This window comes from Thiocapsa sp., from assembly GCF_018399035.1.
Lineage (GTDB): Bacteria > Pseudomonadota > Gammaproteobacteria > Chromatiales > Chromatiaceae > Thiocapsa.
In genome coordinates this window covers 2,274,479-2,300,098 of the sequence record NZ_CP073760.1, presented here as the reverse complement: position 1 = coordinate 2,300,098, position 25,620 = coordinate 2,274,479, and the positions used below count along the sequence as shown (strand labels likewise).

General features: G+C 64.1%; 26 protein-coding genes and 2 tRNA genes. 22 read left to right on the top strand and 6 right to left on the bottom strand.

Annotation, left to right across the window (positions count from 1 at the left end; translation table 11 throughout):
- Nucleotides 1-63 precede the first annotated feature (63 nt).
- From KFB96_RS10490 to KFB96_RS10405, 18 genes are all read left to right on the top strand, one after another.
- A complete protein-coding gene (locus KFB96_RS10490) occupies nt 64-1,791 on the top strand; it encodes a response regulator (RefSeq protein WP_213501931.1) in 1,728 nt (575 codons plus the stop codon).
- Complete coding sequence (locus KFB96_RS10485) at nt 1,761-2,075, top strand: EAL domain-containing protein (protein ID WP_213501929.1); 315 nt, start codon at nt 1,761-1,763, stop codon at nt 2,073-2,075. Before KFB96_RS10490 ends, KFB96_RS10485 begins: the two co-directional genes overlap by 31 nt.
- A gap of 29 nt (nt 2,076-2,104) precedes the next feature.
- On the top strand, nt 2,105-2,593 hold the full coding sequence (locus KFB96_RS10480; RefSeq protein WP_213461794.1) for a type II toxin-antitoxin system YhaV family toxin: 489 nt from the start codon (nt 2,105-2,107) through the stop codon (nt 2,591-2,593).
- Nucleotides 2,594-2,666: 73 nt separating this feature from the next.
- On the top strand, nt 2,667-3,239 hold the full coding sequence (locus KFB96_RS26705; protein WP_213461796.1) for a nucleotidyltransferase domain-containing protein: 573 nt from the start codon (nt 2,667-2,669) through the stop codon (nt 3,237-3,239).
- Between the two features lie 563 nt (nt 3,240-3,802).
- The gene (locus tag KFB96_RS10465) at nt 3,803-4,933 is read left to right on the top strand and encodes a tyrosine-type recombinase/integrase (RefSeq protein ID WP_213461799.1); all 1,131 of its coding nucleotides are present in this window, start codon (nt 3,803-3,805) and stop codon (nt 4,931-4,933) included.
- Nucleotides 4,934-5,283: 350 nt separating this feature from the next.
- Nucleotides 5,284-5,550 carry a helix-turn-helix domain-containing protein gene (locus KFB96_RS10460; RefSeq protein ID WP_213461801.1) on the top strand — a complete coding sequence of 89 codons (267 nt, stop codon included), beginning with the start codon at nt 5,284-5,286 and terminating at the stop codon, nt 5,548-5,550.
- 10 nt (nt 5,551-5,560) lie between these two features.
- Nucleotides 5,561-8,254: a DUF3987 domain-containing protein gene (locus KFB96_RS10455; RefSeq protein WP_213461802.1), complete on the top strand. Its 2,694-nt coding sequence runs from the start codon at nt 5,561-5,563 to the stop codon at nt 8,252-8,254.
- Between the two features lie 343 nt (nt 8,255-8,597).
- The gene (locus KFB96_RS10450) at nt 8,598-8,972 is read left to right on the top strand and encodes a hypothetical protein (protein WP_213461804.1); all 375 of its coding nucleotides are present in this window, start codon (nt 8,598-8,600) and stop codon (nt 8,970-8,972) included.
- Nucleotides 8,969-9,250, top strand: a complete 282-nt coding sequence (locus KFB96_RS10445; RefSeq protein WP_213461806.1) for a hypothetical protein — start codon at nt 8,969-8,971, stop codon at nt 9,248-9,250. Before KFB96_RS10450 ends, KFB96_RS10445 begins: the two co-directional genes overlap by 4 nt.
- A gap of 56 nt (nt 9,251-9,306) precedes the next feature.
- Nucleotides 9,307-9,552, top strand: a complete 246-nt coding sequence (locus tag KFB96_RS10440) for a hypothetical protein (RefSeq protein WP_213461807.1) — start codon at nt 9,307-9,309, stop codon at nt 9,550-9,552.
- 336 nt (nt 9,553-9,888) lie between these two features.
- Entirely contained in the window at nt 9,889-10,410 is a 522-nt protein-coding gene (locus tag KFB96_RS10435) for a hypothetical protein (RefSeq protein ID WP_213461808.1), read from the top strand.
- 586 nt (nt 10,411-10,996) lie between these two features.
- Complete coding sequence (locus KFB96_RS10430; protein WP_213461809.1) at nt 10,997-11,362, top strand: hypothetical protein; 366 nt, start codon at nt 10,997-10,999, stop codon at nt 11,360-11,362.
- A gap of 74 nt (nt 11,363-11,436) precedes the next feature.
- Nucleotides 11,437-11,835 (top strand): hypothetical protein, encoded by a 399-nt coding sequence (locus KFB96_RS10425; RefSeq protein WP_213461810.1) that lies wholly within the window; start codon nt 11,437-11,439, stop codon nt 11,833-11,835.
- A gap of 453 nt (nt 11,836-12,288) precedes the next feature.
- Entirely contained in the window at nt 12,289-12,702 is a 414-nt protein-coding gene (locus KFB96_RS10420; RefSeq protein ID WP_213461811.1) for a hypothetical protein, read from the top strand.
- Between the two features lie 197 nt (nt 12,703-12,899).
- Nucleotides 12,900-13,172, top strand: coding sequence for a helix-turn-helix domain-containing protein (locus tag KFB96_RS26700; RefSeq protein ID WP_300971553.1), 273 nt, complete (start codon nt 12,900-12,902; stop codon nt 13,170-13,172).
- Nucleotides 13,169-14,575, top strand: coding sequence for a DUF6399 domain-containing protein (locus KFB96_RS10415; protein ID WP_300971551.1), 1,407 nt, complete (start codon nt 13,169-13,171; stop codon nt 14,573-14,575). Before KFB96_RS26700 ends, KFB96_RS10415 begins: the two co-directional genes overlap by 4 nt.
- Before the next feature lie 17 nt (nt 14,576-14,592).
- Complete coding sequence (locus tag KFB96_RS10410; protein ID WP_213461812.1) at nt 14,593-14,982, top strand: HNH endonuclease; 390 nt, start codon at nt 14,593-14,595, stop codon at nt 14,980-14,982.
- 221 nt (nt 14,983-15,203) lie between these two features.
- The gene (locus tag KFB96_RS10405; RefSeq protein WP_213461814.1) at nt 15,204-15,770 is read left to right on the top strand and encodes a hypothetical protein; all 567 of its coding nucleotides are present in this window, start codon (nt 15,204-15,206) and stop codon (nt 15,768-15,770) included.
- A 359-nt stretch (nt 15,771-16,129) separates the two neighbouring features.
- Here KFB96_RS10405 and KFB96_RS10400 read toward each other — a convergent pair.
- Nucleotides 16,130-16,205 (bottom strand) — tRNA-Glu (locus KFB96_RS10400).
- 56 nt (nt 16,206-16,261) lie between these two features.
- Nucleotides 16,262-16,337: transfer RNA gene (locus KFB96_RS10395), tRNA-Ala, on the bottom strand.
- 190 nt (nt 16,338-16,527) lie between these two features.
- On the opposite strand from KFB96_RS10395, the gene htpX reads away from it, so the two are divergent.
- Nucleotides 16,528-17,415, top strand: coding sequence for a protease HtpX (gene htpX / locus KFB96_RS10390; protein ID WP_213461816.1), 888 nt, complete (start codon nt 16,528-16,530; stop codon nt 17,413-17,415).
- A 554-nt stretch (nt 17,416-17,969) separates the two neighbouring features.
- On the opposite strand, the gene KFB96_RS10385 is transcribed toward htpX, so the two are convergent.
- The 4 genes from KFB96_RS10385 to KFB96_RS10370 all read right to left on the bottom strand — a co-directional run bounded on the left by KFB96_RS10385 (nt 17,970) and on the right by KFB96_RS10370 (nt 21,944).
- On the bottom strand, nt 17,970-18,785 hold the full coding sequence (locus KFB96_RS10385) for an HAD-IIA family hydrolase (RefSeq protein WP_213461818.1): 816 nt from the start codon (nt 18,783-18,785) through the stop codon (nt 17,970-17,972).
- Nucleotides 18,786-19,367: a DUF3501 family protein gene (locus KFB96_RS10380; RefSeq protein ID WP_213461820.1), complete on the bottom strand. Its 582-nt coding sequence runs from the start codon at nt 19,365-19,367 to the stop codon at nt 18,786-18,788. It lies immediately after the preceding gene.
- 303 nt (nt 19,368-19,670) lie between these two features.
- Nucleotides 19,671-21,011 (bottom strand): heterodisulfide reductase-related iron-sulfur binding cluster, encoded by a 1,341-nt coding sequence (locus KFB96_RS10375; RefSeq protein WP_213461822.1) that lies wholly within the window; start codon nt 21,009-21,011, stop codon nt 19,671-19,673.
- A gap of 423 nt (nt 21,012-21,434) precedes the next feature.
- Nucleotides 21,435-21,944 carry a glutathione peroxidase gene (locus KFB96_RS10370; RefSeq protein WP_300971547.1) on the bottom strand — a complete coding sequence of 170 codons (510 nt, stop codon included), beginning with the start codon at nt 21,942-21,944 and terminating at the stop codon, nt 21,435-21,437.
- A gap of 323 nt (nt 21,945-22,267) precedes the next feature.
- On the opposite strand from KFB96_RS10370, the gene KFB96_RS10365 reads away from it, so the two are divergent.
- The 3 genes from KFB96_RS10365 to KFB96_RS10355 all read left to right on the top strand — a co-directional run bounded on the left by KFB96_RS10365 (nt 22,268) and on the right by KFB96_RS10355 (nt 25,465).
- The gene (locus KFB96_RS10365; RefSeq protein ID WP_213461824.1) at nt 22,268-23,011 is read left to right on the top strand and encodes a ferredoxin--NADP reductase; all 744 of its coding nucleotides are present in this window, start codon (nt 22,268-22,270) and stop codon (nt 23,009-23,011) included.
- 455 nt (nt 23,012-23,466) lie between these two features.
- Nucleotides 23,467-23,928, top strand: a complete 462-nt coding sequence (locus KFB96_RS10360; protein ID WP_213461826.1) for a cryptochrome/photolyase family protein — start codon at nt 23,467-23,469, stop codon at nt 23,926-23,928.
- Nucleotides 23,929-24,142: 214 nt separating this feature from the next.
- Nucleotides 24,143-25,465: an NAD(P)/FAD-dependent oxidoreductase gene (locus KFB96_RS10355; RefSeq protein WP_213461828.1), complete on the top strand. Its 1,323-nt coding sequence runs from the start codon at nt 24,143-24,145 to the stop codon at nt 25,463-25,465.
- Nucleotides 25,466-25,620: the final 155 nt, after the last annotated feature.

Genomic DNA, 25,620 nt, shown 5'->3' with positions numbered 1-25,620 from the left:
CGAGTGCGCCGCGTCGGCGTCTGCGTTCGAGGTCTCCGCCCACCCTGGACGAGACCGACGACCATGAATCACACGATCGCCGATGCCGGATCCGCGCCCGCCATCCAGCTCCTGACCTGCAACGCCGAGTTGACGACGCCGCTTCGGGCGCTCCTGCTCGCACAGGGGTTCATGCTCGAAGCCTTCGAAACGCCCGAGCACTTGATCGGCGCACACCCGAGCGCGCGAGCGCTCTTGCTCGTCGATCTCGATGCACTCCCCGATGTGAACACGCTCGGCGGACTCGTCGCGCAGGTGCAGCAGCGCGACGGGCAGCCGGTCCCGCTGGTCTGTCTGGCGTCCGGAAGCGACATCCGCGCCCGTCTTGCCGCGATGCGCGCAGGCGCCAGGGCCTATCTGCAGATGCCGATGGAGATCGAAGAGCTGACCGATCGGCTTTTTGATCTGGCCGGCACGCAGGCGGTCTCGCCCGACCGTGTGCTCGTGGTCGACGATCAGCCGGTGGCCGCGCTCTTTGCCGCCCGTGTGCTCGAATCGGCCGGCATGCTGACCGAGCGCGTGGGCGATGCGCTCGCGGTGCTCGACGCACTCGATGCCTTTGTCCCGGATCTGGTGCTCATGGATCTGCATATGCCCGGCGCGTCCGGCATCGAGCTGACCCGGATCATCCGTGAGCAAGACCGTTTCGCCGACCTGCCGATCGTCTTTCTCTCCGCCGAATTGGACGCCGAGCAACAGATGGCGGCGCTGCGTGTCGGGGGCGATGACTTCCTCGCCAAGCCGGTCGCACCGGATCATCTCGTCGCCTGCGTCGAGCAGCGATTGGCACGCGCACGCGAGCGTGCACGCCGCCAAAGCGGTCCGGATACCATCGATGCGCTCACGGGTCTCGCGAGCCTCGGGCGCCTCTTGGGGCGGCTCGGCCAGTTGATCGGTCGGGGTGGGACGGAGGCCGGCCGCCGTGCGCTGGTCGTGCTGGATCTCCACGGCGACGAGGGCGCGCTGATGCGTCTTGCCGTTGCGCTTGCCGAGTCGTGCGGCGCCTCCGATCTGGCGGCGCGCGTCGGCGAGCGCAGCTTGGCGGTCCTCATGCGACGCGAGGATGCCGCAAGCCTCGCGCGCGCCTGCGATCACTTCGCCGAGGAGCTGGCTCGGGCCGGCTTTGCTCCGGGGCCCGGTCGCGCCGTCGGAATCGGGTGGTGCACCTTGGCGAACAGCGGCGGGGACGCCGTCACCTTGATGTCGCGGGCAGCCAAGGCGGCGCGCTCGGCCCGCAAAGCAGGCGATGGTCTGACCATGGGGTACGGTTGCGGCCCCGTGCCTGTTCGAACGTCGGACCAAGACGCCGTGGCGACGGCCATCCTGACCGAACGGCTGCAACTGCTCTTCGAGCCCATGGTCTCCCTGACCCCGGCACCGAGTGCGCGCTACGAGGTGTCGCCGCGCTTGGCCGCCCCGGACGGCGAGCTGCTGTCGCCGGTCGCCTTCATGCCGATCGCACAGCGCTCCGGATTGGCCGATCGACTGGATGCTTGGCTCTTGGCCAAGGGTCTGGACGCCATCGTGGCCTGCCGAGCCGCCGGCCGGCCGGCACAGCTTTTCCTCTACCAATCAGTCGTCGGCGCGGGCCGCGATGATTGGGTCGGCCAGGTTCGCGACGAGATCAACCGGCGCGATCTCTTTCGCTTGCGACCCGTCATCCAGTTTCAGGTCCAAGAAGCGGCGGCCGACCGGGTCTCGCAGCCGATCGCATCGCTCGATTGGCCCGGCTCGGCATCCCGGTCTGTTTGAACGGTGTCGATACCGACGACGCCTCGGAGCGCGTGCTCGCGAGCGTCCCGGGTGCCTTCGCGCGCCTTTCGCGCACCCTGGTCCAGTCGCTCGACCCCGAGCCGCTGGCCGAGCTGGTTCAACGTCTGCGCGAACGGGGTCTTGCCGTGATCGCCGGCGGAGTCGATGCCCCCGAGACCATCGCGCGTCTCTGCTGCGCCGGTGTCGATCTCCTCCAAGGCCCCTTCGTTCAGCCCCCGAGTGCTGTTATGGACTACGACTTCAGCGGGGTGGACGCAGTTTGAGCGCCCCCGTCGAGGTGATCCGCTCTTGAATGGATGGTGAATGCCACGGATGGACCCTGCTCTTTCACCAATGCCTCGTCGATCAGCTGCGCAGACTGGAGGCTGCGGCCGAGCGGGCGAGGGTGGCGGATCCCCGCCGCGCCGCGGCCAATGCGAACGTGAAACGCTTCACCGCCCTGTCGTGCTTGATCCTGGACAAGGTACCGAGCGATCCCTCCCGTGACGAATACCGATTGGGAACGACCATGGGGGACGCCTTCAAACACTGGCGTCGCGCCAAGATCGGCCGCCGCTTCCGCCTGTTCTTTCGCTTCGACCCCAATGCGCGGGTCGTCGTGTTTGCTTGGGCCAACGACAGCGACAGCCTGCGCGCGGCAGGGAGCAAGAGGGATCCATACGCCGTCTTTCGCGCCATGCTGAACCCTGGTCATCCGCCGGATGACTGGGCGGAGCTGGTCGCCGCGAGCACGATGGATTGGCCGGAGGACGACAGCCCCGCCGCCATAGCGCGAGATTAGGTTCGGCGTTAGGCTGTCGGCAGCCGGGCGCGCGAGCCTTTCCCGGATTCGTGTGTATCGAGCGACCTCATCCATGCGACTCACATCCGATCAGGTTTCGACCATCCTCGGCACGGCATCACGTCTCTCGGGAGAGGACGCGGTGGTCTATCTTTTCGGATCGCGGGTCGATGACCGGGCCAGAGGCGGCGATGTCGATCTACTCATCGAGCCCCCGCAGGGCCTGACGCTCCTCGAACGCGCCCGTCTCAAGCTGGAGCTTGAGGACGGGCTGGGGTTGCCGGTCGATGTTATCTCCCAAGCACGCGATGCGGAGCCGACACCCTTGTCAGCGGATCGCGCGGGCGGGTGCCGTCCGTATAGAGGCTCGGCCATGACCCGCCAGGCGCTGGTCGCGGAACGCGCGCCCCTTGCCGGGCTGCTTGGGGCCATCCAGCGATCCGTCTATTTTCTGGATGCCTCCAGCAGCAAACAAACCTGGCCGTTGGGCGGTGGTCCGTTGTGCGGCGCGCAACAACGCTATCTGATCCGCTCCCCGGTGGTGGTCTGGCTCGGGGCGTTGGCGTTGGCGTTCAGTGCGGCGGCCTGGCAGCTCGCCGCACGTGATGAGTGGATCGGCTCGGAATTATGTAGCAAACGCACATAGAGCCCCGCGATCCGGCCCACTACCGGCTGCAATCCATTGATTTTATGATCGAGGTCGGTGGTCGGTCAGGCCGCGCACCCGTCGCCAGGTCATTGATCTAATGGGCATGTGCAGCTGCTACATAATGCCGGAGCGAAGCTACGCAGGTGGGTCATTGTTACTCGGCGGGTGCGCTCGGCATGGCTGCCGGGAGGCATGTAAGGCTAGAGTATCCGGGCCGATACGACAAACCGGATGCTTTTCGTGTGTTCGGCGTCTCGTTGACGTCGATTCCGTTGCTCTCGAAGCGCGCGTCACGAAGTTCGGAAATGATTCGGAAGGGTTGCCGGTCGCCAAAACAAAAAAGGCATGCGTTTCCGCATGCCTTTGTTTTGATTGGCGTCCCCACGGGGGTTCGAACCCCGGTTACCGCCGTGAAAGTGCAATTTTCCCCGTCTAAGGCTATCCTCTAGCGTCTACTATCATCCTGATTTAATTGACATCTTGTGTGTGTCTGTCTATCCTTGTATGCGTGAATCCGTGGACGAAAATACGGAAAAGATACGGAAACCCGCGAGGCACCCATGAAGGCGAACCCGATCAACACGACCCGCAAACAGCGCATCCTGACCCCCCGCAAGGAACCTTACTGGTACAGCTTCCGGCGCGGCGCGGGCATCGGCCTTTATGTCGGCGCCACGAAGCGAGAGTGGGTCGCGCGCGCGAAAGGCCCGGACCACCGTTACAAGGCGAAGACGCTTGGCGACATATCCCAACTGACCTACGAGCAGGCCGAGGCCGAAGCGCGCAAGTTCGCAGATCTCACCGAGCGCACCGAGCGGCCGGGTTACGCTATCCGGGATGCGGTCAACGACTATGTGGCAGACTTAAGGGTCCGAAAAGGCGCGCGTGCCGCGGATGACGCCGAGCAGCGCCTGATCGCGCGCGTTCCCCAGGCGCTGATGGACGCACGCATCAACGATGTGAGAACCGCACAGATCAAGGCGTGGCGCGACAGCATGGTGCGGTCCGCCGAGGACCACAGCGAAGAGGACGTGAGACGATCCCGCGACACGGCCAACCGGGTTCTGGCGATCTTCAAGGCGGCGCTGAACTTCGCATTCCGATCCGGCATCGCCGTGTCCGATGTCGAGTGGCGGCGCGTCGAAGGCTTCGAGGGCGCGACGGAGGCCCGAGCACTGTTCTTGGAGCCCGAGCAGGTGCAGATGCTGCTGGCGGCGGCGACCGGCGCATTCCGGGATCTGCTGCACGCGGCGGTCCTGACGGGCGCGCGTTATGGCGAGCTGGCAAGCGCCAAGGCCGGCGACTTCGACCCTAAGGCCGGCACGCTGAAGCTGTCCGGGAAAACGGGACCGCGGACCAGCTATCTATCGGCAGCGGCGGTGACATTCTTCCGGCGCGTCGCCAAGGGCAAGCTGCCGGGCGCACCGTTACTGATGAAGGATGACGGCGAGCCGTGGGGCAAGAGCCATCAGCACCGACCGATGAAGGCCGCGGTAAAGGCTGCCGGGTTGCCCGCCGAAGCGGTTTTCTACAGCCTGCGGCACTACCACATCTCCCGCGCCCTCGTCGCGGGGGTTCGACCACAGGTGATCGCGGAAAATTGCGGGACATCCGTCCTGATGATCGAGCGCAACTACGGAAAATTCACCGCACGCGACCGGCGCGCGATGCTCGACTCCATCGCCTTGTAACCCGCCTCGCGCAGTCTCACGAACACGTGATCTGCGCTCGATCCGACCCAATTCCCCAGTCACCACCTACCGTTCGTCGGATGAACATATAATTTTCTGGACATACCGACCTGCATTGTCACCCGCGACTTATCCCGCCCCACCGAATAGCCCCGAGACCCTGCGACCGGGAAAGCCCGACCGCATCAACGGGTTGCGAGCGAGCCGGATCGCGCGGTCAATTATGCCTTATTCCGACCCTATAGCGGAAGTTTAGCACGCAGCTTTATTTTATATATCAAGGCGTTAGGTTGCCATCCGGCACGGTGCAAGGTAGCGTTGTCTGCATCCGTCACCTCTGAGATGCAGCTATGCCCGAGACCACCACCCCCGCCACCGAGCCCGCGACCAAACAGGCGCACACCGTCGATGAAGCCATGCGCGCGTTGAATCTGAGCCGCCAATCGCTTTACGACGAGATCAACTCAGGCCGGCTCGCGTCCTACAAGTACGGATCGCGGCGATTCGTCCCCGTGCAGGCCGAGATCGAATGGATCGGCCGCATGGTCGCGGACGGCGGCATCACCACAGCCAGCCGTCGAGCCGAGAAGCAAGCGCAGCGGGCGGCGGCGGAATAGGGCGGCCGACATGCAGACCACCCCCGTTCCTGATTTGATCGCACGCGTGCAGACCCGCCTCAATATGACCGGCGGCGCGCTGGCCCGAACGATCGGAGTGAGTAGCGGCCACTTGTCGAGCGCGAAGCACGGCCGATACCGCCTTTCCGCTGAAGTGGTCGACCGATTGACCCGGCTCGCAGATGCCGAGCCCGCGGCGCCAAACCCTGATCTGTTCGAGGCACCCGCACCTGCCCCCGCGCCAACCCCTCACCACGCGCCACTCGCAGAGCTGGAGGTCGAGGCCACGAGCGCGCTGGCGGCGGCCGGGATCGACTTGGATCACTTGGATGTCGACGCAGGATGGAAGCGCAAGCAGAATGCGCCGCACATCTGGTACATCGCAGACTCCGGGATCGGCCGGACCGGCGCGCCGTGGCTGATGGTCTGCGCGGGCGACGCCAAGCGGACCGGCGACGTGTCGACTCCGGTCCTGGTGTGGAAATCATGGGAGCAGGGCGACCGCGCCACGGATGCCGATGATCTGGCGCAGATCCGGCGCGATCTGGATGCCGCGCGTGCCCGCCACAAGGCACAGGATGCCGAGCGGCGGGCGGCGGCGAGAGAAGCGGCGAGAGCCACATGGGACGCGGCATCAACCGAATGCGGCTCGCACGATTACCTCGCTGCCAAGGCGGTCGGAGCCTATGGCATACGCCGCGATGGAGACGCCCTGTTGGCGGCCGTCACCGACCTGGACGGCATCATCTACGGCGTGCAGCGAATCCTGCCGGACGGCGCCAAGCGGTTCAACGGCGGCGCATCCGTGGCCGGTCATTGCCACCTGATCGGAACCATCGGCGCATCCGGCCCCATCCGCATCTGCGAGGGGTACGCCACCGGCGCAAGCATCCATCAGGTGACCGGCGAGCCCGTGGCCTGCGCCTTCAACTGCGGGAACCTTGAGCCCGTCGCACGGGCAGCCCGTGCTCGCTTCCGGGATCGCACCATCATCATCTGCGGCGACGACGACCGGCACCTCGCGGATAACCCCGGCACCCGACACGCCCACGCAGCGGCGGCGGCCGTGGGCGGCATCGTTGTGATACCCCGGTTCAGCGATCCCGCGAGCGCCGGCACGGACTTCAATGACCTAATGCGTGCCGAGGGCATCGAGGCTGTTCGCGCGCAGCTTGCGGTACCTGCGCAGCAAGGGCGCGCCACGGACGCCGATGGTGACACATGGCCCGATCCCGAGCCGTTGGCCGACACCCTGCCGCCCGTCGCGCCTTTCGCCTTCGACCTGCTGCCCCCGGCACTGCGCCCCTGGATCGAGGACGTTGCGGATCGCATGCAATGCCCCGCGGACTACCCCGGCGTGGCGGCTATGGTCGCGCTGGCGTCGGTAGTTGGTCGGCAGATCGGCATCCGCCCGAAGGCCCACGACGATTGGGTTGTCGTGCCGAATCTGTGGGGCATCGTGATCGGTCGACCGAGCCTGCTGAAAACTCCCGCAATGCAGGAGGCGCTGCACCCGATCCGCGCGATCGAGGCGAGAGCGCGGACCGAGCATGAGGCTGCGATGGAGCGGCACGCGGCCGACGAGCTTGTCCGCGAGGCGCAAGGCAAGGAGGCGAAAACCCAAATCGCCAAGGCCATCAAGGAGCGAAACGCGGAACTCGCGCACGCGTTGGCTCGCGAGGCATCGGAAGCGGTAGAACCCCCGACGCGGCGGCGCTATGTCACACAGGATTCGACCGTCGAGAAACTTGGCGAGCTTCTCAGCCAGAACCCGCGGGGCATGCTGATCTACCGCGACGAGCTGGTCGGATTCCTGCGCGCGATGGATCAGGAGGGGAAGGAATGCAGCAGAGCCTTCTACCTGGAAGCATGGAACGGAACGGGCGGCTACACCTTTGACCGCATCGGCCGCGGCACGGTCGAGATCGAGGCGGCTTGCGTGTCCATCATTGGAGCGATTCAGCCCGGCCCGCTGCGCGATTACATGCTGTCTGCGCTCGCTGGCGGCTCGGGAGACGACGGCCTCCTTCAACGCTTTCAGCTCGCAGTCTGGCCGGACGTCGGGCGCAACTGGATCAACGTCGACCGCCTGCCGGACACCGAGGCCAGGCGTGCGGCGCGTGCGGTTTTCGAGCGGCTTGACGGTATCGACCCCGCGGCGGTCGGAGCCCACATGGACGAAGGCGACGGGGTGCCGTGGATGCGGTTCGACCCGGATGCGCAGGTCGAGTTTGATGCTTGGCGCGCGGATCTGGAGCATCGTCTGCGCGCGGACGGGATTCACCCTGCGATGGAGTCGCACCTCGCGAAGTACCGGAGCTTGGCTCCTTCTTTGGCGCTGCTGATCCACCTTGCGGGCGACCCCGACGCCGAGCCCGTGAGCCACGACGCGCTGTTGCGGGCGCTCGCCTGGTGCGAATACCTTGAGACGCACGCACGGCGAATTTACGCACCCGCCCTGACGCGCGCAATGACGTGCGCGGTCGAGCTGGCGCGGCGACTACCTGACCTGCCGGACGGCTTCTTGGCGCGAGATGTCTACCGCAAAGGCTGGCGGACCCTGGACATCGACGGGACCGCGTTGGCGTTGGCCGTCTTGATTGACCATCACCACCTGCGCGCGGTCGAGCCCGAGCCCGGACCCGGACGACCTGCCACCCGGTACCGCATCCACCCTGCACTCAGGGAGGCTCAAGCGGCATGAGTTATCTTGCGCGCCTCTGCGAGACCGAAAAAACCGAAAAGGGCCACCCCCCCTACCGCCACAACCGACACAACCCAGGCAAAACGGGATCTGTCGGTTCTGTCGGTACCCCCTGCGCACCTTTTCCGGAAATCGAAGCCGATGGATGCGGCAATTGTGGCAGTTCCGTCGGTAACCCCCCGCCCCTTTCCCCGAAACCGAAGGTGCCCGGCGCGCGTGGCTGGCGGTCCTGCCGAGCGGCGCTGCTGTCTCGGTCACCTGCACGCCGCCAGCCACCCGAGCCGAGGTCGAGGCGCTGCTTCCCGACGCAGTGATCGAGCCCGAGCCCGATCCGGTCCCTGCAATGCTGAATCCGCGCGCCACGGCCATGATCGGCGCGTGGCTGGATGCGGTCGGGGAGGCGGATGCGGTGATCCGAGAGGAGATCCTGATGCGCGCGGCAGCCGATCCCGACACCCGCGACGCTTACTGTACCGCGGCGGTCGCGTGCGGCGCTGCGATGCGGGACGCCCCGGAGGCCACAGACGCGCGTGCAGATGACGCCTATGTCGCCTGCGTCCATTGCAGGCACTTCCGGCCCAACCCGCGGACGCCGGAAGCCGGATTCGGCAGATGCTGCATCGAAGCGCCCGCAAGCCTGACGACGCCCACGTTGTGGCCCTATGCGCTGCACCGCTGCCCCGACCATCAACCCTTAGCACAAGGCGCCCAACCATGACCCGACCGCCCGAGATCGACGCCCTTGAAGGATCGCTTACGTTTCAAAGGCTGGCCCGAATGTCCCACACGTTCCCCCTGGACGCGACCGACGCCGAGGACTTGAAGACCGCTATCACAGTTTGCGTGCTGCACCTGGTCGATGCGATCGACCGGAACAGGATCGTGTTTCGCGACGATGAGGACAACGCCATGCTTCATGGACTACTGCTCGCAAGCTTCGAGACATTGGCGGACGGCCGATTTTCATCCTGGACGCGCAGCGCGACCGTGAACTAAGGCCGAAAACCCGCCAGCAACCACCCGGAATGGCACCACAACCCAAGAGGCAAACCATGACAACCATCCTGCCCAACGCGACGCCTAGTGAGATCCGGCCCGATTTTCTTGCCAAGGCACGGGATCGGACCCCGCCAGCGGCGCGCCTTGGCTTCGACGACCTGAGCGGCTTCATTGCAGCACTGGGTATCGAGGACCAGACGCTAGAGCGCGACTTGCTCGACGCGAATCACTGGCACCCCGAGGCCGTCCGGGACGCCTTCATCCGAGCTGTCCATCAAGCGATCGACGCAGCGGCTTAGGCCGAAACCCCGCATCAACCCCCCCGAAACGGCGCAGTAACCGCTTCGGGGGGCACCCCCTGTCTCACTCTACAGATCGGCCCGTGTCTCAGTCTGGACGCGCGCGATTATCAAATGGACACGATTCTGAGTGGTCCGGGATTGATTCAAAACCGATCCAAACCAGTGGGCCGAGACTCAATGCGGCGGCGATTTTCGACGGCAAGCCTGCAACCAAGTCTGCAACTTCGCCTGTTTGCACTTCGCGTCAAATTTGCACTTTGCACTTTGCACTTTCGACCCCCGGCCCAGCCGAATGACCAATAATGTAGTTCACGAACTTGAGAGTTACACCGCATGAAGCAAGCTGCATTGATCGAAACCCTGCAAGCCGTCGCGCTGGCGGAATGGACCGCGATGTACCCCGGCGTCGAGATCGAGGAACTGCCGTTGGTCATTCCGTTGCCAGCCGGTATTCACCCCTACAACCGCGCGGGCGGCTACTACGACCCCGAGGGACAGGCGATTGTCCTGTATCAAGACTTGGGGCGCGCGGCGATCAAGCACGGCCCGACTGACGGGGTGCGTGCCACGATCCGGCACGAACTCGCGCACGTCTACCAACACCACGCTCTAGCCTACCGCCCGACATCGACGCTGAACGTGCATCGGCACCGCACGTGGGAACAGGCGTGCTTCGACGCGAGCATGAGCCTGTGGCCGGGCATTGCCTGGACGCGAGACATGTTCCGTCCGACCCAATCCCGGCGAGTCGACGGAAAGGTTAGGCGCGTGCAGCGGCCGGGGGCTCTGACGGACCCCGAGCTTCACGGCTGGCCCCTGTCGATTCCCGGCGCGATCGAGCGGCTTGGGGTTTGAGGCTCGGTGGCCTTGCGACCCGACACACCCGGCACCGACTCCGACGCTTTTCACTTTTTTCAGAACATTCGGGTCTTGGCTGTTCACTTTTTCACTTTTCGACCGCCAGCACCGGGCACCGACCCCGGCACCCCCCCGACCCGGCGACCGACCCCGCACCAGCCGGCACCGTGAGCACACGAGCAATCCTTGTACCCGACCCCGTTTATCGTCAAAACCTATTAAGCACGCAATTTGCTTAATTTGCATTGTACTGTTTCGGAATCGTTTCTTGTTGAAAGCATGATCCGCGCCCGATAGATCCTGACGATAGCCAGACGCGGCGACCGGCTCGGGGTACGGCTCGGGGCTCTTTTTTTTAGGCTGGCGGGCGACAACACCGACAACACGTCAACATCGGGCTCACCCGTGCAGGTGGAGATGGGCGTGGAGCGCGGGGCTTTTTATGGTTCCAGCCGGCCACTTCCCCGGCCACTTCGGGGCGCGTTCGTGGAGATTAAGGTGGGCGTGGGCGTCCCAGCCAGCGTTACCTTTTGTTGCGCTTTAGGCTTTACTTGAGACGTAACTTATGTAAATGGAGACGGAAATGGAAAAGGCCCCGTTCATCACGAAGCGAGACATCGCGATCGGCGCTTGTGTCGTTGCGGTTCTTTTGTACGGCGCCATTGGGATGAGCACGAACAGCACACCGGAAGCCGCCACAGACTGGCACATCCGCAGCAACCAAGGCGGATGCATCCCATTCACGCCCGCGAAATATCTTGAAGCGTTCAAGGGCTCGGAGACCAAGCCGAGCGTGAGGGAGACCCGTGACGGCCGAGGCACGCTCACCCAGGTCAAGATCACATCGTGGGGCATGCTGGCCGGATCAAGCGTGACCTTCTACCGTACCGAAGCCGCATGCTTGGCGGCCATCGAGGCATCCGAGCACATTCCCGAGGATTACAGGTAAGACCCCTTCGCGTCGGGCGCCACGCTGCGCTTTAGGCTTTACTTGAGACGTAACTTATACAAAAGGAGCAGGGCATGAAACTCACCGTCGCGTCGGCCGCCGTCACACTCTGGAGCGTCGCGCTTATTGCTGCGGTTGCGGTCCCGCTTGTCATTCGGCCCGCACCCGGCGATGGGTCCATGGCGGTCGCTGCAGTCCCCGCGGTCGCATCCGTAGACGCTGCGGACTGGCACAGCCGAAATACTGTCGGCGGATGCTTTCCGTCAACCCCCGCCGAGCACGTCGAGTCGACCCGAGGCAACGCATCGCAGCCGGTCGTCAACGAGACGCGCGATCAGAACGGAAACTTGATCAAGGTCGAGTTCACCCATTGGTTCGGGCTTGCAGGCCAGAAGTTCACTTTCTACCGCACCAAAGCCAACTGCGAGGCAGCCATCGCCGAGGCCGAGCACATCCCAAGCGAGTACCGCTAAACCAGGTCGCGCGGCCGTTTCCGCGCGCACGAGGAGCCAAGAGCCGTGTCTTTCTCGGCTCGATTCCCGGCATGGTGGAGATGGACTCGGACGTTGAGCGTTGCGCTTTTTTTTAGGCGTCCGGGCGCTAACTTGCGCGCTAACTTTCGCGGGGCATGGATCAGGGCACCAGCGTGCAGGTGGGCACGGGGTAGACGTGGAGATCCCCGCTTTTGACCTTTGGGTCAATTACGGCACCAGCGTGCAGGTGGAGATTCAGGTGGGCAAGGCATCATCCGATCGGCTCGACAGCGCCACGGCGAGACGGCCATAATCGGCCCCTTCAAGGGGTACCCGGCAACGAAAGCGGGGTAGATATGGGGGTACACGCGAAAACGGCTCAGAAAAAGCACGTGCAGAACAGAGCCAAGCGCGATATTCCGGCAGTCTCGACGCGTGCCAAGGAGGCGCCGCATGGAGCCGCACGATTCCTATTCGCTGTCCGTAACCCGCAAGGATTTCACTCGAACCCTAAAGTTGATCGCAATTGTCGACGCTGGGCAGATCGTTGTCCTTGAGCTTGAAGACGCACTCGAAGGCGCCGAAATGCGCATGACTCGCGAGGGGAAACGCGAAAGCGCAAGCCTTGCGATACCCGCCGCCGGGTCATGGCCGCGACCCGTTACGGTTTACTGGCGCGACCTCGGTCCCTATGCAGTAGTGCCGCCAGCCGAAGACCCGGTCATGATCAAGATCGAGGACGGTATTCTTTGGTTCGGGGAATCTGGCATCGATCGATTCAAGATCCTGGACAACCTGCCTGCGGACTCCGTTGACGCGGCGCTCACCCCTGAGCGGGAAGGATTACCACCCGGGCGTTGTTCATAAGCCCGTCCAAGTCCGAGTCCGGGGCTTGGTGACGGATGTGCGGGGATTTGGCAGGACCCTCGAAATTTCATACCCTTGGAAGTGCAAACTCACCGAGGGTTCGAAAAGATGTTCGAAGATCCTGCCGAGAGTGACTTTAGACCAAGCGCGGGTGCTGCGCTACCCGGACGTTCGAGACCGGGCCGGAGCATCGGCTCATGACGCGACGCACACGCTTGGAGCAAGCCGAGCACATCGCGGCGGCCGAAGCACGGCTGGCGGCGGGGGAGACGCAACGCGCCGTGGCCACCGAGATGGGTATTGCGCGCAGCACCTTGCGCGACTGGTGCGGGGAGGTTCCGCGCGGGGATCCGCCGACGGGCTTGACGGCCTTCGCACGCACCCCGGAGGGATCGATTGGTTGCATCGGCTGGTGTTGGCGGCGCATTTCAGCATCACCTTGCGGGCGGCGGGCGGAACCCGGCTGGTGAGTGAGTTCCTGGAGCTGAGCGGACTGTCGGCCTTCGTCGGGGTCAGCGACGGCGCGCAGCACGCGCTCAATGTCGCCCTGGAAACGGCCGTGGTCGCGGTGGCCGCGGAGCAGCGCACGGCGCTTGCCGAGGGCATGCCGGCGCGTGCGGTGACGGTGTGCGAGGACGAAACCTTTCATCCGGGGATCTGCTTGGTCAACATCGAGCCGGTGTCGAACTTCATTGTCCTGGAGCAATACGCCGCGGATCGCACCGCGGCGACCTGGACCGCCGCGCTTCAGGACGCCTGCACGGGGCTCGCCGTGGAGGTGATCCAGAGCACCGCCGACGAGGCCAAGGCGCTGCGTCGCCATGCCGAGACGGACCTCCGTGCGCATCATTCCCCGGACCTCTTTCACGGCCAACACGAGGTCTCCAAAGCCACGTCCTTGGCGTTGGCGCGCGACGTGCGCCGGGCTGAAGCCGGCGTGGCGGCCGCGCAGGCGCATTGGGAGGCCGAGCGCGCGGCGCAGCAGGCATTCGAGGCGCGCATGCCCCGCCCGCTCGGGCGTCCACCGGCCTTCGAGACCCGCATTGGCGCCGCCCTGAGCGCGCTGGTCGCCGTGGAAGCCGAACGCGACCGCGCACGGGAGCGGCAGAGCGAGGCGCGCGCATTGATCCGCGAGCTCGGCGTGCTGTATCACCCGTATGATCCGGTGGATGGACAGACGCAGCCGGTGGAGCGCGTGGCGGCGCGCTTCACCGACGTCTGGACACGCCTGAAGGGATTGGCCGAGGCCGCCGAGCTGCCCGAGCGCGCTCGCGAACGCCTCGCCAAGGCCGAGCGCCTGACCGTGCAGTGGCTCGCCACGCTCGCGTTCTTCTTCGCCACCGTGACCGCCAGGGTCGAGGCCCTCGCACTATCCCCGGAGCTGGAAGCGGCGGTCCTCGAGCAGCTCATCCCCGGCATCTACCTCGAGCGCGTCGCCGCCCGCAGCACCGCGGCCGAGACCCGACACCGCGTGCAGGCGGCGAGTACCGCGTTGCTCGACGTCCTGCGGCGCGCCGATCATCCGCTGCAGCGTCTCGCGCCCGAGGACAGCGCTCGGGTCGAACAGGTCGCCGGCGCTTGCGCCGATCTGTTCCAACGCAGCAGCTCCTGTGTGGAAGGACGCAACGGCCAACTGTCGCTGCATCATCACGGGCGTCATCGCTTGAGCGACCGCAGGCTCGCCGCGCTCACCGCCGTGCACAACTTCCACATCCGCCGTCCCGACGGCACGACCGCCGCCGAGCGCTTCTTCGGGCGGACACATCCCGCACTGTTCGAGGAGCTTCTCCTGCGTGTGCCCTTGCCGCCGCGACCCCGACGCCGACGGCCACGCCCGCCGAAACTACCCTATCTGATGCCGGTCGCGGCCTGATGGCGGTGGCCGGGATAATGAACAAGGCCCCACCCGCGATCGACCCGGAGGAGGCGACCTTTCCCGAAGGTGCGCTGATCTTCAGATCCCATGCACTCAGGGAACGAAACGCCAGCCTCGCCGCCCACGCGCGAGAACGCGCCAAGCGAGACACCGGGCGAATCGCATGCCAGGTCTGCGGATTTGACTTTGAGGAGACCTACGGTCCGAGTGGCAACGGCTTCATAGAGGTGCATCATGCTGTTCCCCTCTCCGATGATGTTGTTCGCCGGGAAACCAAACTCAATGAAGTGGTTCTGCTGTGCTCGAACTGCCACCGCATGATTCACCGCCGACGCCCTTGGCTCCGAGTGGACCAGCTCGCTTCACTGCTCGACAAGCACGCGGATGACAAGGCGACGCCCTGACGACCCGTGATCGGACGAACAAAGCAGAGCGCCGAAACCCAGTGGCTCGGCAGCACTGATCCGCGCGGCCTTTTTTTATATCTCGGGCGTCAACTTCGATGTTTACGTCAACACTGTGCTCGGACCAGGCACGAGGGATATGGGGATGTGCGCGCCCGTCGCAGCCAGCGTTACCTTAATAGGCTTTGCTATAGTGCTCGCCCACGGAAAAGGAGACAGCGATGGACGCAAGACTAATAACGATGATTGTTGCAGCTTCCACAGTATTGTCGGGATGCCCCAGTCCGCCCTGGGGAACGAGAGCCGACGCAAAGTACGAGGCAGACCAGGCCGCAGCCGTCGCCTACTATAAGGAGCGCGGGGAGCAAAGGGCGCGAGAACACGATATCAAGGCCGCAATCGCAAGAGAAGAAGAGGAAGCGCGCAAGGCCAAAGCTGAAGAGGCCAGAATTGCGAGCCAGATGCTGATTGATAGAAGCGGATGCACTACTGGCTATGTCGCCGGACTAGCTTGCTCAACGGCGCAGGAGCTGCAGCACCTCGAAAGCCTGGAGGTTCGCGAGCAGATTGCGGCATTGCGGGCGCAGCCGCTTATGGCGGAAACAACGGCTTACGGACAAAGTTGGACGCTGGGCTGCGTTTTCTTCGGCAAAGAGCAGGCCGCAACGATTATGGCAGCGAATGCGGAGGACGAAACCTTCCTCATCATGACGCCACTCTCGTTCGAGCGCAGTGGCACGCAGATGACCCTCTTGCACGTCGCAACCGACTCTTTCTTCTGCCCCTAAAACCCGAGATCGGACTGTTCTGTTCATGCAGGCCGTTACAGCATCGGCGCGGTATGAATTAGATGCCGCGCGGCAGGAGGCCGACATACAGGACAGTCGCTCGGCGAGATATCCACAATCATGACATGACCGGCTGTCCGAAACTAACAACGTACGGACCGGCCTAGGCCGACCCCGGAGACGATGCAGAGCAAGCCCTAGTGTGGGATCACGCCTACATGGTGAGGGATGCCAACACTGCCCCGTGAGCTGGAGAAAAAAGAAGTCGGCTCGGGGCGTAAATACGGAAAAGATACGGAAGGGTGGGGCGGTAACTGCCCCATTCTTCCGAAAAACTCTTATAAATTAATGCCTTGAATTGGCGTCCCCACGGGGGTTCGAACCCCGGTTACCGCCGTGAAAGGGCGGTGTCCTAGGCCACTAGACGATGGGGACGGTGACCGTTTTAAAAAACCCGACTGTGATCATGGTGCCGGATCCTTTTGCTTGATTGGTGGAGCCAGGCGGGATCGAACCGCCGACCTCAACACTGCCAGTGTTGCGCTCTCCCAGCTGAGCTATGGCCCCGATGTCTTCGAGACGCGGAATATTACCGGCGGTCTTTTCGTTTGTCCAGACCGGTGTTCATACTTTGTTGCGGGCGGTACGACCCAATATGCTGGCAACCAGTCATGAGCCGCTCGCGGGCTTGTGCGGGGCGCGCCGTCGGTGCATCGTATGCGCGCTTTCGAAATCTATCCTCAAGGAGCCTAAATCAATGATGCGGATCTTATTGTTTCTCGCGACCAACGCGGCGATTCTCGTCGTCATCAGCCTGGTCTTCCGGTTGCTGGGGATCGACGGGCTGCTGCTCGAGAGCGGCGGGCTCGACATGGGTGCGCTCCTGATCATGGCGGCCATCATCGGCTTCAGCGGATCGCTGATCTCGCTGTTCCTGTCGAAGATGATGGCCAAGCGCGGCATGGGCGTGCAGGTCATCGAGCAGCCGTCCACCCCGTTCGAACGTTGGTTGATGGAGACGGTCGCACGCCAGTCCCAGGCGGCCGGCATCAAGATGCCGGAGGTCGGCATCTTCGACTCGCCCGAGCCCAACGCCTTCGCCACCGGCTGGAATCGCAACGATGCCTTGGTGGCGGTCAGTACCGGGCTCCTGCAGCACATGACCAAGGAAGAGGTCGAGGCGGTCGTCGGCCACGAGATCAGTCACGTCGCGAACGGCGACATGGTGACGCTGGCGCTGATCCAGGGTGTGGTCAACACCTTCGTGGTCTTCTTGGCGCGCATCATCGGTCACACGGTCGACCGGGTCGTCTTCAAGAACGAGGAAGGGCATGGCATCGCCTACTTCGTCGTCTCGATCGTGGCCGAGATCCTGCTTTCCTTCCTGGCCAGCATGATCGTGATGTGGTTCTCGCGTTACCGCGAGTTCCGGGCCGACGAGGGCGGGGCGCGCCTGAGCAGCCGCACCCAGATGGCCGATGCGCTGCGTGCCTTGCAGCGCGTCCATCAGCCGCATGATCTGCCGGCGGGCGAGTTCGCGGCCTTCGGCATCTCCGGAAACATCGGCGAAGGTCTGAAGGCGTTGTTCTCCAGCCACCCGCCGTTGGAGAAGCGGATCGCGGCCCTCGAGCAGGGGCGGGGCTGATCGCGGGGCGTCGGCTCGCCGACTCGAGCGGGTCGTCGCCGACATTGGCTCTATCGCGAGCGCCCGGTTTCAGCCGGGCGCTCTTTTTTTGTGCCGCGATCGACGACGACCCGGGGCCGGCCGCTCGAACCGTGGAGACGATTCTGTCCATCCAAGGGATTCGGCAGGAGGGTGCAGGCGTTATGATTCCGTCACTCGACACAACCGACGAGACCGCACCATGCCAACTCGCGTCGCCCTGACGGGCCTGTTTCTCCTTGCGATTGCCCCGATATCGCCCGCGGGTGGATTGGGTCAGCCTATCACGATCAGAATCGTCAACCTAAACCGCGCCCAGCCCGGTATGCGATGTTTTTGGATGGGATCGGCCTCGGCGGATTTCAGAACCGCTGGAGCCGGTGCGGTTTAAAGTATTAAAAAATATAAAATTTTAAACCGCGTCCCCCGCTAAGGGTCGTGGATGCACCAAACATCGAGCTCACTCGAAAATGAGCATCTCGCTCTGGACGCGGTTTAGATGTCTTCGTTCGTTCGCCCTGCGTCGGGGGAACGGATCAAGCAAGCAGGCCCGGGACATCCCGGTCCAAGGCGTCGATCAGATCATCCAGGTTGTTCAGATCGTAATCCGGCGGCGGCATGCCTTCGACCCAGGGGCGACCCGGGGCAAATTGGCCGGTGCGTACGAGCGCGGTCCACATCCCGAGCCGCTCGGCACCGGCGATGTCCGTGTCCGGACGGTCGCCGACCATCATGCATTCGGCCGCCGTGCAGCCGAGGATCTCGAGCGACATCTCGAAGAGCAGGGGCTCGGGTTTGCCGACGAACGTAGGCGTCACCCCGGTCGCGGCCGCAAAGGGTGCGACCAAGGCGCCCCCGCCGGGCAGGACCAGATGACGGCCGTCGCGCATGCCGTCGACGGCGGTGTCCGGATTCGTGGCGACCAGACGGGCACCCCGACTCAGGATGAGATTGATGCCGACGGTGAGCTGCTCGAAATCAAGCCCCGGTCCCTCGCCCACGACGACCACGTCGGCACGCTCGGCGTCCGGCGTTCCGACCGAGCGTAGAGCCGCGTCCAACCCACCGGCTCCGACGGCGAAATAACGGAATCCGGGTCGCACATGGCTCAGCCAGCGCGCCGTGGCCAAGGCGGAAGTGATGATCCGCTCCGGCTCCGGTCGCGGGAGCGTCATCGAGGCGAAGGCGTCGGCGACCTGCTCTGGCGTGCGGATCGGGTTGTTGGTGACGAAGGCGTGGGGTGTCGATTTCAGTCGGTCGAGCAGCCGCCGCGCGCCCGGCAGTGGACGGTCTCCGTGGAAGAGGAGACCGTCCATGTCGAGCAGCAGGGCGCGGGGCCGAGGGCGTTTCATTCAGTCGGCCAGGTCGCCGGCGAGCGCGTCACGGACCTGCGGGGTTGCCTCGACCTGATAGGCGTACTCCGGGTGATCGGTCCCCAGCGCGAGCTTTGCGCCCTGTTTCATCGCCGCGGACATCGGCGCCGTCAGCTCGAAGCGCAGGAAATGCACGGCGGAGGTCTTGGTCGCGTCCTCGCGTTCCATGTCCTCGTCGGCGATCGCATAGACCCGATCGAAATCGGCGACCTGGATCCACACCCGATCCTCGATCCCGCGCAGGCGCGTCAGGGCATCGCGCCGCTCGTCGACGTCCTCGTACTCGATCATGAAGGTCGCCTTCAAGTTGCTCCCGTCCGGGATCAGCGGGTTGTAGGCGTCCAGCTCGTCCTGAATCCCTGCCGCCTCGAAGATGCGCTCGGCCCGCAGCATCTCCTGGATCTGATACTGCATGGTCAGGCGATCCTCGAAATAGAGTGTGGCATGGGCGCCGATCGCCACCTGACGATGCTTCTTGTGGGCCATCACGCGGGCACGGAAATCACCGCGAACCTCCGCGTACGTCTCGAGGCTGTAAAGGTTGTCTCGTGTCAAATGCATCGTCGTCTCCAAACCGATTGAGAGGTTTCATGACCCCTGCGAAAGCGCGATCAGGGCGGCTTTCGGGCTGGTCGCGCCGGGCTCGATCCCGCTGCCCGTCAGGACAGCGGAGGAAGACGACTGCAAGTCGTCGATCCCTGGCTGTCGCCGCTTCGCGACGATCTCGGGCGTCGCCCTTGGTCGCCCGAATGAACAAGGCTATTTTCCATCCTGAACCGCGTTACCACCGATGCCCGCATGGTCCACGAAGACCGACGCCATACGCCGGGCTTCGCTGTCCCGCCGGACGCGCTTCAGCGCGCTTCAGAGCCCGTAGGCCATCCGCAACAGGCTCAGCGGGTGCCGCTGCTCGCCGTCCTGACCCAGTGCGTGCGCGATATGGGCGCCGGCCATTGGACAGTCGCTGCCGAAGTGATCCGGTGCCGCCTTCTCCACGCGGCCCGCAACCGGGCGCACGATCTTCATCGCGGAGGCGTAATACTCCTTCTTCACCGCGTAGGTGCCGTCGTGGCCCGAGCAACGCTCGATGATCTCCACTGTCGTGTCCGGTACGAGTGCCAGGACCTCGCGGGTCTTCTGCCCGATGTTCTGGACCCGCTGATGACAGGACGCCTGGTAGATGACCTTGCCCAGCGGTATCTTGAAATCCGTGTTGAGCTTGCCGTGCTTGTGGCGGAGCATCAGGTATTCGAAGGGATCGAAGGTGTGTGCCTTGACCGCCTGCACGTCCGCGTCCTCGGGGAACATCAGGGGTAGCTCCTGTTTGAACATGAGCACGCAGGACGGGACCATGGCGACGATGTCCCAGCCCTCGTCGACCAGACGCTTGAGCACCGGGATGTTCGCGTCCTTCGCCGCCTTGACCGCCTCCAGGTCACCGAGCTCGAGCTTGGGCATGCCGCAGCATTGTTCCTTCTCGGGGAGCGTGACCGGGATACCCGAGTGCTCGAAGACGGCGATCAGGTCGGCGTTCACGCCGGGCTCGTTGTAGTTGCCGTAACAGGTGGTGAAGAGCGCGACCTTGCCGGTGGTCGGGCCGGCCGGCTCGCCGACGGCCTTGCGGCCGACACGCGCCTTTTCGGTCTTGCGCAGGGTGTTGCTGACATAGGGAGGCACACGCGCGTCCTTGTGGACCCCGAGCACGGCTTCCAGGGCTTGGCGTCCGACCGCATTGGCGTTGACCGCGTTGACCAGTCCATTGACGACCGGGATGCCGGCCAGAGAGCCGACCGTATCCGTGCTGGTGAGGATGCGATCGCGCATCTTCACGTTGCCTTGCCGGTATTTCACGGCCTTGGCGCGGAGCATCAGGTGCGGGAAGTCGAGGTTCCACTCGTGCGGAGGCACGTAGGGACACTTGGTCATGTAGCACAGATCGCAGAGATAACAGTGGTCGACCACCTTCCAGTAGTCGTCCGTGGCGACGCCGTCGACCTCCATCGATTCGGACGCGTCCACAAGATCGAAGAGCGTCGGGAAGGATTGGCAGAGACTGACGCAGCGGCGACAGCCGTGACAGATGTCGAAGACGCGCTCCAGCTCCTTGTCGAGCGAAGCTTGGTCGTGGAAATCGGCACTTTGCCAGTCGAGCGGGTGACGGGTCGGGGCTTCGAGACTCCCCTCCCGGCTCATTGACGTCGCCATACGCTAGCCTCCCCTGAATCGGTGATGTCCGTGGTCCAGCCGAATCGAGACCGGGTCATCGCCCTCGGGTGCTTCGCCGGTCGCTTCTCCAGCGCGTGAAGGCCCCGGGGATCTCGACGAACCGATCCGGCCGACAGCTGCGGCCCACGTCGCTCTCGACAAACCTTTGCAAGGAGCACACGCGGGACGCACCTCGCTTCCCGATGAACCCGCGTGTGCTCGATATCACTGTAGACGGGCCGGTGTCGGCGTACCAATCGAAAGGGCGAATCGATATCATCGTCGCGACGAACCGTTCGGGGGCCGGCCGGCAGTTTGCGGCATTCGATTTGCAGCGTGAACGCGACCTTAAAGCCGTCCACGTCTCCGATCGGCGCGCTTGCCCCTGCGGCCTTGCGGCAACCGGTGCAGGCTCCGGGTCGGCTACAGCAGCTTTTCGATCGCCCTCACGACCTTGCGGTCATCCGGCTTGGTGAAGCTGACGTAATGGTCCACGAGCTTACCCTCGCGATCGATCAGGTACTTGTAAAAGTTCCACTTCGGGTAGGGGGCGCCGGCAACGGCCAGACGCTCGAAGAGCGGCGATGCGGCCCCCTTTTTCACGTTGACCTTCTCGAACATCGGGAATTCGACCGAGTAGGTCAGCCGGCAGAATTTCTCGATCTCTGCCTCGCTCCCCGGCTCCTGGTTCGCGAAGTCGTTGGACGGGAAGCCCAGCACGACGAGTCCTTGATCCTTGAATTTGTTGTAGAGGGCTTCGAGTCCCTCGTACTGCGAGGTGAAGCCGCACTTGCTTGCGGTGTTGACGATCAGAACCACCTTACCCTGGTAGGCTTCGCAGAGGTTGACGACCTCTTCGCCCGCGAGTCGGCGCATCTCGATGTCGAGCAAGGGCGAGCAGGGTGGGGCGGCGGCGCTTGCTGTGGAGCTCATGGCGGCGATTCCTAATGCAAATAGCGTGGTCTTCATCATCGGGGAAATCTCTTCGGCGTCGGGCATGCGTCGTCCTACTTGGTCTTTTGCGAGGTAATGCACAAAATGCCGAATACAATCCCGTCCTCGGCACGGAGGCGACGCGTCGCCTCCGTGCCGAGGACGGGAGAGGTGACTAAGAGTGATTTGAAAACGGGGGGCGGGCACCAACCTGCAAGCCTGACTGGAGGATGTTGTTGCGAGTGTCCTTAAGGGCCTCGTCGAGAACGTCCGTTCGATCACGACGGTGGGATTTTTGGGATCAACGAGGAGCAGGATTGGATATGAGCGACTGGGTAAAAGCGAAGGTGACGGGCAAGCATGCCTGGACGGACGGACTCTACAGCATGCAGTTCGACGGTCCGGTCGCCGACTTCAAGGCGGGGCAGTACATCAAGGTCGCCTTGGATATCGAGGGCGATCGCGTGGGTCGACCCTATTCGCTGGTCAATCCGCCGCAGGAGCGCCCTGTGGAGATCTATTTCAACGAGGTTCCGGAAGGTCCCTTGACGCCGCGTCTGTCCGATCTCAACCCCGGCGACGAGGTCTGGCTGTCGGAGAAGCCGGGCGGGATCTTCACGCTCGACACGGTCGAGCCCGCCGAGACCCTCTGGTTGCTCGCAACCGGCACCGCGCTCGGTGTTTATCTCTCGATTTTGCGCTCGCCGGAACCTTGGGATCTGTTCGAGCGCGTCGTTCTGGTCCACGGCGTCCGTCAGGCCACCGATCTGACCTACGGCGAGACCCTCGCGGCGGTCGCCGAGCGCCGTGGCGAGCGGTTCACGTTCGTGCCGGCGGTCAGTCGCGAGACGGTTCCGGATGCGCTGTCCGGCCGGATCACCGATCTCTTGACGGGCGGCCGTTTGGAAGCGCACGTCGGAGCGGCCATCGACCGCCATACCAGTCATGTGATGCTCTGCGGGAACTCGGCCATGATCAAAGATGTGAAGGTCCTCCTCGAGGAGCGCGGTCTGGCCCGCCATAAGCGTCATGCACCCGGTCAGTACACGACGGAGCAGTACCATTAAACTGCGCCCAGTGCGGCATGCGATGTCTATGGATGGTCCAAGCGCTCTTTCGGCGGCAGATCGCCTATTTCGGCTTAAGGTGATACGACCCTGTAGGGCGACTTTAGGCGATTTCCGGGAATGATCATCCCGGCCGTGCGTGTTGCCGATGCTTACCGGGCGACTAAAGTCGCCCCTACATGTTTGGTCGATGCTTTCCCGGAAATCACCTTAGTCGCCCAATGGCAGCCATAGGCCGTCGCGGTGCTCAGTCCGGGACATCGCTGGTGGTCGTGTAGAGCGTCCGATATCATTTTCGTTGTCGTTGTCGTTGTCGTATCGATCGTCGATTACGACAACGACAACGAACGGTTTCGACACATCTGCCGTGCTGCACTAAACCCAAACGCTGACTCGGGTAGCCATGACCAATCCAATCTGTCGACATCCGGTGCTCGTTCTCGGGGATCAGCTCGATGCCGAAGCCGCAGCCGCAGCCTTGCGCGACCTGGATCCGGCACGCGATCGGGTCTGGATGCGAGGCGGTCGAGGAATCGACCCACGTGCCCTCGCACAGGGCTCGGATCCTGCTGTTTCTGTCCGCGATGCGGCACTTCCGCGACGCCTTGGAGGCCGCGGGCATCCGCGTCCATTATCGGGCGCTGGATGTCGAGGCCGATCCGTCGCTCGGTGCCGGTCTTGCGGCGGCGATCCGAGCCCTTCGCCCCGAGCGCTTGATTCTGACCGAGCCGGGGGAGCATCCGGTTCTCGCGGACTTGCGGGGCGTCGCCGAGATCTGCGCAGTACCGCACGAAATCCGCCCGGACGAGCACTTCATCTGCTCCCGCACGGACTTCGATCGTTGGGCGGCCGGTCGCAAAGGGCTGCGCTTGGAGCATTTCTACCGCCATCTGCGCAAGCGAGAAGGATCGGGATGAGCCAGTTCGCCGACGGCGGGCTGTTGGCCTCCAAGCCCTATGCTGCCACAGGTCAATACATCAACTCGGATGAGCAACTATTGTCGGCAGTGCCGCTATGATCCGAAGGAGGCCCTCGGCTATCACTTAAACCGCGTCCCTACCGTCGCTGCAGATGGCTCCGAAACCAAACCAAAATGAAAATAACCCAAAACGCTCCGGACGCGGTTTAACCATGAGCACAGATGTCATCATCATCGGTGCCGGTCTTTCCGGACTGGCTTGTGCGGTCACCCTTCGCGAGCGGGGTTTCGAGCCCCTGCTGATCGAGGCATCGGATGCGCCCGGCGGACGCGTGCGCACCGATCGACGCGATGGGTTTCTCCTTGATCGCGGTTTTCAGGTCCTGCAGACCTGGTATCCGGAGGCGCAGCGCTTCTTCGATGCCTCGCGCCTGGACTTGCGTCCCTTCTATCCGGGGGCGCTCGTGCGCACGCAGGGGCGGCTGCATCGTGTCAGCGACGTCTGGCGCCGGCCGGCACGGCTCCCCGAGATGCTGGTCTCGCCGGTGGGCAACCTCGGCGACAAGCTGAGACTGCTCGCGCTGCGTCGCCGCGCTCTGGCGGGCGATCTCCAAGCGCTCTATTCGCGTCCGGAGCGCGAGGCCTTGACCTTGCTGCGCGAGCTGGGCTTCTCCGACCGCATGATCGAGCGCTTCTTCAAGCCCTTCTTCAGCGGCGTCTTCTTCGAGCCCGGACTGGGTGTATCCTCGCGCGCGTTCGAGTTCGTTTTTCGCGCCTTTGCGTCGGGCGATACGGCCCTGCCGGCGCGCGGCATGGGCGAGCTTCCGGCGCAGCTCGTGCAGCAGCTGCCGCGTGACTCCATCCGCACCGGCGCACGGGTCGAGCGCATCTTGGATCAGCAGGTTGTGCTCGACACGGGCGAGCGGCTGCGGGCGGGCACCATCGTGCTGGCGACCGAGGGCAACGAGACGGCGCGTCTTCTGGGACGATCGCACAGTGCAGCGGTGGCCGGTCGCGGAACCACCTGTGTCTATTTTGCGGCGAGTGCGCCGCCGATCGAGGGGCCGTATCTTGTGGTCAACGGCGAGGGGCGAGGGCGGATCAACAGCCTGCTCTGTCCGAGCAATCTCTCGGATCATTATGCCCCGCGGGGCGAAAGCCTCGTCACGGTCAACGTGCACGGCGCGGAGCATAATCCGGATGCGCTCGAGACCGATCTGCGTCGCGAGCTGATCGGCTGGTTCGGCGATCAGGTCCTCGCCTGGACGCGTTTGGCGGTCTACCGGCTGCCGCATGCCTTGCCGGTTCAGTCGCCGCCTGTCGCCTATCCGGGTGGGGTGCGGCTGCGTCAATCCGATTGGCTCTGGACCTGCGGGGAGTATCGATCCGCGCCCTCGATCCAATGGGCGCTGCATTCCGGCCGGCGTGCGGGGGAGGAGATCGCGAGCAGCCTGCTCGGCACTCGCGCGGGAGATGCGATCGGGCAATCGGATGCCGGGCCGCGCACTCCGACCTTGCCCTCGGCGGATTCCTGAGACGCGGTTCTCGCCCGCGCTCGCGTCGGGGTCTCGCCCGGCGGTCGGACTCTGCCCGGACGGTTCCGACCCTACCGAAAGAAGGGGGGTTCTGTCGGCGAGAAAACCCAAGATCCTGAGCGGGTTGCACCTATGCGGCCGATCTCCTATCGTAG

Bases quoted from the DNA above. Each gene is read 5' to 3' on its own strand.
- KFB96_RS10440 (WP_213461807.1), top strand. From the start codon at position 9,307: ATGACAACCATCCTGCCCAACGCGACGCCTAGTGAGATCCGGCCCGAT.
- KFB96_RS26705 (WP_213461796.1), top strand. From the start codon at position 2,667: ATGCGACTCACATCCGATCAGGTTTCGACCATCCTCGGCACGGCATCA.
- KFB96_RS10460 (WP_213461801.1), top strand. From the start codon at position 5,284: ATGCCCGAGACCACCACCCCCGCCACCGAGCCCGCGACCAAACAGGCG.
- KFB96_RS10445 (WP_213461806.1), top strand. From the start codon at position 8,969: ATGACCCGACCGCCCGAGATCGACGCCCTTGAAGGATCGCTTACGTTT.
- KFB96_RS10365 (WP_213461824.1), top strand. From the start codon at position 22,268: ATGAGCGACTGGGTAAAAGCGAAGGTGACGGGCAAGCATGCCTGGACG.
- KFB96_RS10360 (WP_213461826.1), top strand. From the start codon at position 23,467: ATGCCGAAGCCGCAGCCGCAGCCTTGCGCGACCTGGATCCGGCACGCG.
- KFB96_RS10490 (WP_213501931.1), top strand. From the start codon at position 64: ATGAATCACACGATCGCCGATGCCGGATCCGCGCCCGCCATCCAGCTC.
- KFB96_RS10480 (WP_213461794.1), top strand. From the start codon at position 2,105: ATGGATGGTGAATGCCACGGATGGACCCTGCTCTTTCACCAATGCCTC.
- KFB96_RS10430 (WP_213461809.1), top strand. From the start codon at position 10,997: ATGGAAAAGGCCCCGTTCATCACGAAGCGAGACATCGCGATCGGCGCT.
- KFB96_RS10405 (WP_213461814.1), top strand. From the start codon at position 15,204: ATGGACGCAAGACTAATAACGATGATTGTTGCAGCTTCCACAGTATTG.
- KFB96_RS10450 (WP_213461804.1), top strand. From the start codon at position 8,598: ATGCTGAATCCGCGCGCCACGGCCATGATCGGCGCGTGGCTGGATGCG.
- KFB96_RS10425 (WP_213461810.1), top strand. From the start codon at position 11,437: ATGAAACTCACCGTCGCGTCGGCCGCCGTCACACTCTGGAGCGTCGCG.
- KFB96_RS10355 (WP_213461828.1), top strand. From the start codon at position 24,143: ATGAGCACAGATGTCATCATCATCGGTGCCGGTCTTTCCGGACTGGCT.
- KFB96_RS26700 (WP_300971553.1), top strand. From the start codon at position 12,900: ATGACGCGACGCACACGCTTGGAGCAAGCCGAGCACATCGCGGCGGCC.
- KFB96_RS10370 (WP_300971547.1), bottom strand. From the start codon at position 21,944: ATGAGCTCCACAGCAAGCGCCGCCGCCCCACCCTGCTCGCCCTTGCTC.
- KFB96_RS10385 (WP_213461818.1), bottom strand. From the start codon at position 18,785: ATGAAACGCCCTCGGCCCCGCGCCCTGCTGCTCGACATGGACGGTCTC.
- htpX (WP_213461816.1), top strand. From the start codon at position 16,528: ATGATGCGGATCTTATTGTTTCTCGCGACCAACGCGGCGATTCTCGTC.
- KFB96_RS10465 (WP_213461799.1), top strand. From the start codon at position 3,803: ATGAAGGCGAACCCGATCAACACGACCCGCAAACAGCGCATCCTGACC.
- KFB96_RS10410 (WP_213461812.1), top strand. From the start codon at position 14,593: ATGAACAAGGCCCCACCCGCGATCGACCCGGAGGAGGCGACCTTTCCC.
- KFB96_RS10380 (WP_213461820.1), bottom strand. From the start codon at position 19,367: ATGCATTTGACACGAGACAACCTTTACAGCCTCGAGACGTACGCGGAG.
- KFB96_RS10455 (WP_213461802.1), top strand. From the start codon at position 5,561: ATGCAGACCACCCCCGTTCCTGATTTGATCGCACGCGTGCAGACCCGC.
- KFB96_RS10420 (WP_213461811.1), top strand. From the start codon at position 12,289: ATGGAGCCGCACGATTCCTATTCGCTGTCCGTAACCCGCAAGGATTTC.
- KFB96_RS10375 (WP_213461822.1), bottom strand. From the start codon at position 21,011: ATGGCGACGTCAATGAGCCGGGAGGGGAGTCTCGAAGCCCCGACCCGT.
- KFB96_RS10435 (WP_213461808.1), top strand. From the start codon at position 9,889: ATGAAGCAAGCTGCATTGATCGAAACCCTGCAAGCCGTCGCGCTGGCG.